The following is a 6157-nucleotide window of genomic DNA, read 5'->3' as shown; positions in this document are numbered from 1 at the left end:
GATCCCGTGGTCGGCCAACATCTGCACGGTCTGGTTGATCGAGTCGAGGTACGCGGTGTCGACGCCCCCCGGCTGGGGCTGCACGCCGGCCCAGATGACTCCCAGCCGCACAACGGTGAAACCGTTGTCCGCCAGGAACTGTGCGTCCTGTTCGTCGAAGCCGCTGGCCGACGGCAGGTAGGGGGCGAGCTTGTAGACTTCGTTGAGCCCGTGCACGATCACGACCTGCCCGTCACTGGTGGTCAGCCAGGTGCCGGTGGTCGACAGCGGCGGCAGCGGTCCGGTGTCCGGTTGTGCGACGGCGGCGGCGCCGGAATTGCCGACCGCCCCATGACTGCCCAGCCATCCGGCGGTGCCACCAGCACCACCGAGTGCGGGCAGCCCGGTCGCGCCGCCGCCGACGCCACTGCGGCCCGCGGCGCCGCCGTCTCCCCCGCTGCCCAGGAATGCGGCACCGTTGCCGCCGTTGCCACCGCGGCCACCGTCGGTTCCGTCGCCGCCGGCGCCGCCGACACCGCCGATGCCGAAGACCAGCCCTGTCCCGTCGCCGCCGGCGCCACCGAACCCGCCTGCCTCGCCGGTATTACCGGCGCCCCCGGCACCGCCGATCCCACCGATCCCCATGAGCGACCCGCCGTTTCCTCCAGCCCCTCCCGCGGCACCGGCGCCACCGGCTCCCCCGGCGCCGCCGTTGCCGAACACCCCGGCCGCTCCGCCCGCACCGCCGGCGACCCCAGCCTGGGTGCTGGTCCAGCCGGCACCGCCGTCACCGAGCAGCCACCCGCCGGCGCCACCGTCGGGATGGCTCTGGGTTCCGGCCGTGCCGTTGCCGATCACATAGGAACCCGCCACGGTGTTGATGACCTCGTCGACCCGCCGACCGACGTCGCTGGTGATCCACGCCTGCGCGACCACATGCAGCGGGGTGTAGACCACCTGGTGGACCACGGCGGTCAGGTTGGGCGGCGGCGCAAGCCGGCCGGCGACCGCCGACGCCGATGTCACACCGCTTCCGGAGCGGTTGGCCGCGTACGAGCCTTCCAGTGCCGCGGCCAAGCCCGAGATCGCTTCGGCGCCCCTCGCAGGGTTTCGACGTGCCGGGGATGCCGACGCCGTGGCCCGCGGCGTGGTGGTCACTTTTTGCGTCGATCGTTTGCGAACCGCGGTGGGTTTGACCGCTCGCGGGCCCGCATGACCGGCCGAGGCGGCGGAGTGGCTCGGGGCGGCGCTGCCGGTGTCGGCCCACGCCACCGCGTTGGCGGAGGCCAGTGCGGCGCCGATGCCCAGCGCGATTGCCAAACCACCGACCCGGCCGATATGAGCAGAAGCCTTCATGGATTTGTGTATACGGGACTGCGCCTGTGCCGGAGCCGATTTGCGGCAACCGTCCTATTTGCCGGAGTTGCGGGACACGGTGCACGATGACTCATGCTCGGGCATCTGGGAATCAATGTCGCGGATCTGGCGGCGGCCAAGACTTATTACGACGCGCTGCTGCCCCTGGTTGGGTTCGAGCCGTTCCTCGACGATCACGACCAGTTCGCCTACCGTCCGGCGGCGGGCAAGCCCGGCACCTACCTGTTCTTCTACCCCGCCGGCGAGCCGGAGCCCTATTCGCCTCAACGGCCCGGACTGCAGCACCTGGCGTTCATGGTCAGGACCCGCTCGGCGGTCAGGAACGTCCACCGGTTCGTGCAGCAAACAGGCGGGGAGGTCGTGCACGAACCCCAGCACTTCCCGCAGTACCCGCCGCCGTACTTCGCGACCTTCTGGCTCGACCCGTTCGGCGTGCTGCTCGAGGCCGTCTGTCATCACGATCGCGAGTGACCACGCTTCGATAGCTCAGGAGCACAACCGAATTCGGTGACTCCGGCCCGAAGGCCGAAGCCACCGATTCGCCTGCTGCGCTCTAGCCGTCCTGTCCGGCGGAGCCGTTGCTGGTGGTACCGGTGCCACCCTTGCCGCCGTGTCCCGGACGACTGCCGGCCAGACCACCACCGGTGCCGCCGTTGCCGCCGTTGCCGCCCTTGCCGACTCCGGTGGTCGCAACGCCGTTGCCGCCGTTACCACCGTCGCCGCCGGAGCCGGTGTACGCACCGCCGCCGCCGCCGTTGCCGCCAGTGCCGCCACGGCCGTTGCCGATGGTGGCGGTGCCGGTACCACCGGTGCCACCCTTGCCGCCGTTCCCGGCGAAGGTACCGCCGCGGCCGGCGTTGCCGCCGTCGCCGCCGACGCCGTCACCTGCCACCGACGTGCCATTGCCACCGGTGCCGCCGTTCCCGCCAGTGCCGGCCAGGCCGGAATGTCCACCCCGACCGCCGGTGCCGCCGGTGGCGGTGCCGGTCGTCGAGACCACCGAGCCACCCTTGCCCCCGTTTCCGCCGTCGCCGAAGGCTCCGGACGCGCCTCCGCGACCGCCGTTGCCGCCGGTGCCGTCGCCGGTCAGAGCCAGGTTGGAGCTGCCGTCGCCGCCACCACCGCCATTGCCGCCGAACTGACCGCCGTTTCCGCCGTTTCCGCCGTCGTTGGGTGTGCCGAGCACGGCGTCGGTGGTGCCGTTGCCGCCGTTACCGCCGTTTCCGATACCGCCGGAGTCACCGCCGTTACCGCCCTTGCCGCCGAGAATGCTTCCGTTGCCGCCGTTTCCGCCGTTTCCGTAGAAGCCGCCGTTACCGCCCCGGCCGCCGTCTGCAACGGTCAGCGGATTGCCCGCGCCACCGTCGCCACCATTGCCGTAGATCAGGCCGCCGTTGCCGCCATTGCCTCCGGTGACGCTGCTGCCGCCGTTACCGAACATTCCGGCGTTGCCGCCGTTGCCCGCACCGGCCGTGCCACCGTTGCCTGCGAACAGCCCGCCGTTGCCACCGTTGCCACCGGCGAGGCTGTTGCCACCGTTGCCGATCAGCCCGGCATGACCACCGTTGCCGAGTGCGCTGTTACCGCCGGAGCCGTAGAACAATCCGCCGTTGCCGCCGGCCTGGCCGGGCAGCACTCCGGCCGCACCGTTTCCGATCAGGAATCCGCCGTTCTGACCCGGCAGAACACCGTCGCCGATCATCCCGCCGGTGAAGACCAACGTGAGCGGATTGGCCAGGATCGGCTCGGCGAACGCGTTGATGATCGTGATCGGATCCAGGCCGGGAACGCCGGGCGCGGCGTTCGCTTGCACCAGGGCCCGGGTGACAGCGCCGGCCCCGGAGTCACCGATCACCGAGGTGGTCGGTGCCCCGCTGCACATCGTGGCGAGTGCGCATGCCGGCGACTCCGGCGAGGCGGGCGCCGCGGATGCGGTCGCCGCGCCGATCGCACCGGAGACCCCGGCCGTCAAGGCAGCACCGACCATGACGCCCCCGGCGGCACGCTTGGCCACCGTCGCGCGGGCGAAGATTTCTTTACGGTGTTTGCCCATCGCAATTAATTCGGACATGGTTCATTCCCTTCGGAGCCCGGATCCCCCGATCCGGTGATTGATCTACTGGTGGATATGAGGTAGCTGAGGACACAAAGGACCTCGGCCAAGCAGATTGGACCCCCGGCCACAGTGCCTGCGCCTCAACCACTGTGATCAGTAAAGAAACCCCACGAACTCAGGCCCACCCCCGACCCATGACACCCGCCTAGCGCTGCTGAAGCGGACAGCAATGACCGTAACAGTTAGCTGAGAAAAATATAGTTGAAATTCGTCAAAGATTTTCAGCCATTAATTGACGCGCATGAACTATTTCAGCGTCGTTTGCTTGAATCGTTAATAAAGAGATCTTTGCGGCATTAATTAACTTCGCAACAGCGAAGGCTCACCGTCGAGACGACGTCGGCCCGAGCGCACCCGGACGGGCTCGATGAGGGTTCCCGGCGGATCGGCGGCGACGACACACGTGCGGGGAACCACCCGCCGGGTAATGCCAAACACCAACTCTCAGAAGCTATTCCGCTGTGCGGAAATAGGGCTCCACCGTGCCGCTGAGCTTGACCACCATCGGGTTGCCGCGACGATCCTTCGCAGTGGGGACTTCGACGCGCACCCAGCCCTCGGCCACGTCGTATTCGTGAACGTTGGTCTTCTCGGCGCCATTGAAGCGAATACCCACGTCGCGCAGCAGCACCTCTTCGTTGTAGAAGGGGCTACGCGGATCGATCGAGAGATGATTCGGCGGGACGTCTGGGGTCTGATCCTCGGACATGATCGCTTTCGTTGAAGGCTGCGCTGGGCTCCTGGGTTTGACTGTCAAGAAATCTACGCGCCGTGCCGTAGCGGGGTGCGCGTAGGGCGTGCCGAGCCACTCGGCGATCTCTCCCGCTACTACACCCACCCAGCAAAAAACCCGAAGTCATCTGACTTCGGGTTTCCTACAAGTGGAGCTAAGGGGACTCGAACCCCTGACCCCCACACTGCCAGGAGCGGGCAGAGTCCGTGACCAGGCACGATAGGTCGCAAGTTGTCGTGTAGGGGACGTCGTTGAGGCAGCAACTGTCGTCAGCGTTGTCGTCAAAACTGTCGTCACTCGCCTCGTAAAAGCGGTGCCACTAACGGGCCGCTCCCCATGCGGCCGTCCTGTCGCTGCGATCGGTTGTGTCAAGGGTGGCGAAGCCACGACGAAGTCGCGCCGAAGGCGCTCTTTACTCGGCCGATCAGCGGGCCAGACACTTCGGAAATGGAGGGTGGCAGCCGACCAGCTGCGCGTCGCGACCGCCGCCGGGGTCTCGTGACAACAGGCGTCTCGGCGTCGGTGGGCAAAGGTCGGCTTACGGGGCGATTGCCGCTTCAGACCGCTGCTTATGGGCCCAGAAAAACGCTGGGTGAGCTCTTAGGCTCGATTGATGGCTTCCTCACCGCTTCCTTCCGGTGCTCGTAGCGGCCGTCCAGCCCGGTGGCGACGTTGGATGCTCGAGGGGCTGTACAGTTTCGACCGCCGCGCAATCGCAGACTGGACAAGCCTGATGTCCAGCAACCTCCAGCGCCCTCAAGGCGCGGCGCCGACCGCGACCACCCGCTACATCGTGGACCTCATTCATTACACGACCGATCTCCGATATGCAGCACGGGTGCTGGCGGCACACGGTCATCCAGCCGGCCGCGCCTCGCTGGCCGATGCCGCGCTTGACTTCAATTCAGCATTAGATGGGCTTTGCGCCGCCCGCGACAAACTGCTGAAAGTTGTTTCCGCTGAACAGGTTACCGACACCGACGGCTAGGCGAGGTCGCATCTAAGCGGCCCGTGTTACGTAGGACCACGCGACCCCCGGGAAGCGGCGGTGGCACGTTTTCGCAGTTCAGCAGCAGTTGTAATGGTTTCAGGGCAGCTCGTGACATTGACGGACGCGCACGCCGTTCGGCATCGCGCAAGCCGTTTGGCCCCAAAGTGGTCCCAGCAGAGAACGGTGCCGCGAACAACCACGCTCGTGGTCAGGCGGGGCCCCTCTCAGGGGCCCAGGAGTGCCTTTATCTGAGACAGATTAGAAACTCTGTTGCATAGTTGATCGCGTAGTGCTGAGTCGTGTGCATACTGATCACGTGGCGACAAAGTCATTGCGCTGGGGCGCGTCCGCTGCGGCGGATGGGAGATCAGGGCGCGACCGATTGCTCGACGCCGCTGAGCGCTGCCTTGAGGTGCAGGGTCTCGCAGGCACCACTATGGAGGACATCGCCAGAAATGCCGGTGTGTCACGGGCGACGGTTTACCGGTACTTCGCGAGTCGCGAGGCCGTGATCTCTGGGGTCATCATTCGCGCCACCGAAGAATACCTACGCCGGATGGAACCGCGGTTGTCCGGCCATAGTGACTTAGGTTCTGCGATCGTTGATTTCATCGATCACACTGTGATTGCGGCCCGCCGAAGGCCCATCATCGGCGTCCTATTCGGCAGCGATCGTGAACTCGCGGGTGTGGGCCTTGCCGAGGGAACATCGACCATGCTTTTCGAACTCGTCACCGAGTTTCTTCGGCCTCTCTTCGCGACGCACTGGAACCAGTTGGCGCCCGGGGTCTCCGTTGATGACGCCGCGGAATGGATACTTCGCACCGTGCTGAGTCTGCTCACCGTTCGTGGCCCAAGGGATCGAAGCAGAGACGGACTGCGCACCTATCTGCAACGTCTTCTTCTACCCGCAATCGTCTCTGGCCAAGACGCAACGTGATGTAACAAGTCAGGCGTAGTG

6 protein-coding genes are annotated in these 6157 nt (G+C 66.4%); 3 read left to right on the top strand and 3 right to left on the bottom strand.

Features of this window, described 5'->3' with window-relative positions; translation table 11 throughout:
• Positions 1–1335: PGRS repeat-containing protein (locus tag MSZK_RS32315; protein WP_371411326.1), on the bottom strand; the 1335-nt coding region annotated here is incomplete at its 3' end.
• Positions 1336–1428: 93 nt separating this feature from the next.
• Here MSZK_RS32315 and MSZK_RS11965 point away from each other — a divergent pair.
• Positions 1429–1827, top strand: a complete 399-nt coding sequence (locus MSZK_RS11965) for a VOC family protein (RefSeq protein ID WP_099247981.1) — start codon at positions 1429–1431, stop codon at positions 1825–1827.
• Positions 1828–1909: 82 nt separating this feature from the next.
• On the opposite strand, the gene MSZK_RS33485 is transcribed toward MSZK_RS11965, so the two are convergent.
• Positions 1910–3427, bottom strand: a complete 1518-nt coding sequence (locus tag MSZK_RS33485) for a hypothetical protein (protein WP_158230571.1) — start codon at positions 3425–3427, stop codon at positions 1910–1912.
• Positions 3428–3923: 496 nt separating this feature from the next.
• The gene (locus MSZK_RS11955) at positions 3924–4181 is read right to left on the bottom strand and encodes a DUF3297 family protein (RefSeq protein WP_099247979.1); all 258 of its coding nucleotides are present in this window, start codon (positions 4179–4181) and stop codon (positions 3924–3926) included.
• 700 nt (positions 4182–4881) lie between these two features.
• On the opposite strand from MSZK_RS11955, the gene MSZK_RS11950 reads away from it, so the two are divergent.
• Positions 4882–5193 (top strand): hypothetical protein, encoded by a 312-nt coding sequence (locus tag MSZK_RS11950; RefSeq protein WP_225509169.1) that lies wholly within the window; start codon positions 4882–4884, stop codon positions 5191–5193.
• Positions 5194–5512: 319 nt separating this feature from the next.
• Positions 5513–6136, top strand: a complete 624-nt coding sequence (locus MSZK_RS11945) for a TetR/AcrR family transcriptional regulator (protein WP_225509170.1) — start codon at positions 5513–5515, stop codon at positions 6134–6136.
• Positions 6137–6157: the final 21 nt, after the last annotated feature.

It is taken from the genome of Mycobacterium sp. shizuoka-1 (assembly GCF_002723835.1).
Classification (GTDB): Bacteria; Actinomycetota; Actinomycetes; order Mycobacteriales; family Mycobacteriaceae; genus Mycobacterium.
Note: the sequence above shows the minus strand (reverse complement) of the source record. Positions and strands in the feature narration are given on the sequence as shown.

What these genes read in the sequence shown, in the direction of transcription:
- MSZK_RS11965 (WP_099247981.1), top strand. Translation starts at nt 1,429, where the DNA reads ATGCTCGGGCATCTGGGAATCAATGTCGCGGATCTGGCGGCGGCCAAG.
- MSZK_RS33485 (WP_158230571.1), bottom strand. Translation starts at nt 3,427, where the DNA reads ATGTCCGAATTAATTGCGATGGGCAAACACCGTAAAGAAATCTTCGCC.
- MSZK_RS11955 (WP_099247979.1), bottom strand. Translation starts at nt 4,181, where the DNA reads ATGTCCGAGGATCAGACCCCAGACGTCCCGCCGAATCATCTCTCGATC.
- MSZK_RS11950 (WP_225509169.1), top strand. Translation starts at nt 4,882, where the DNA reads ATGCTCGAGGGGCTGTACAGTTTCGACCGCCGCGCAATCGCAGACTGG.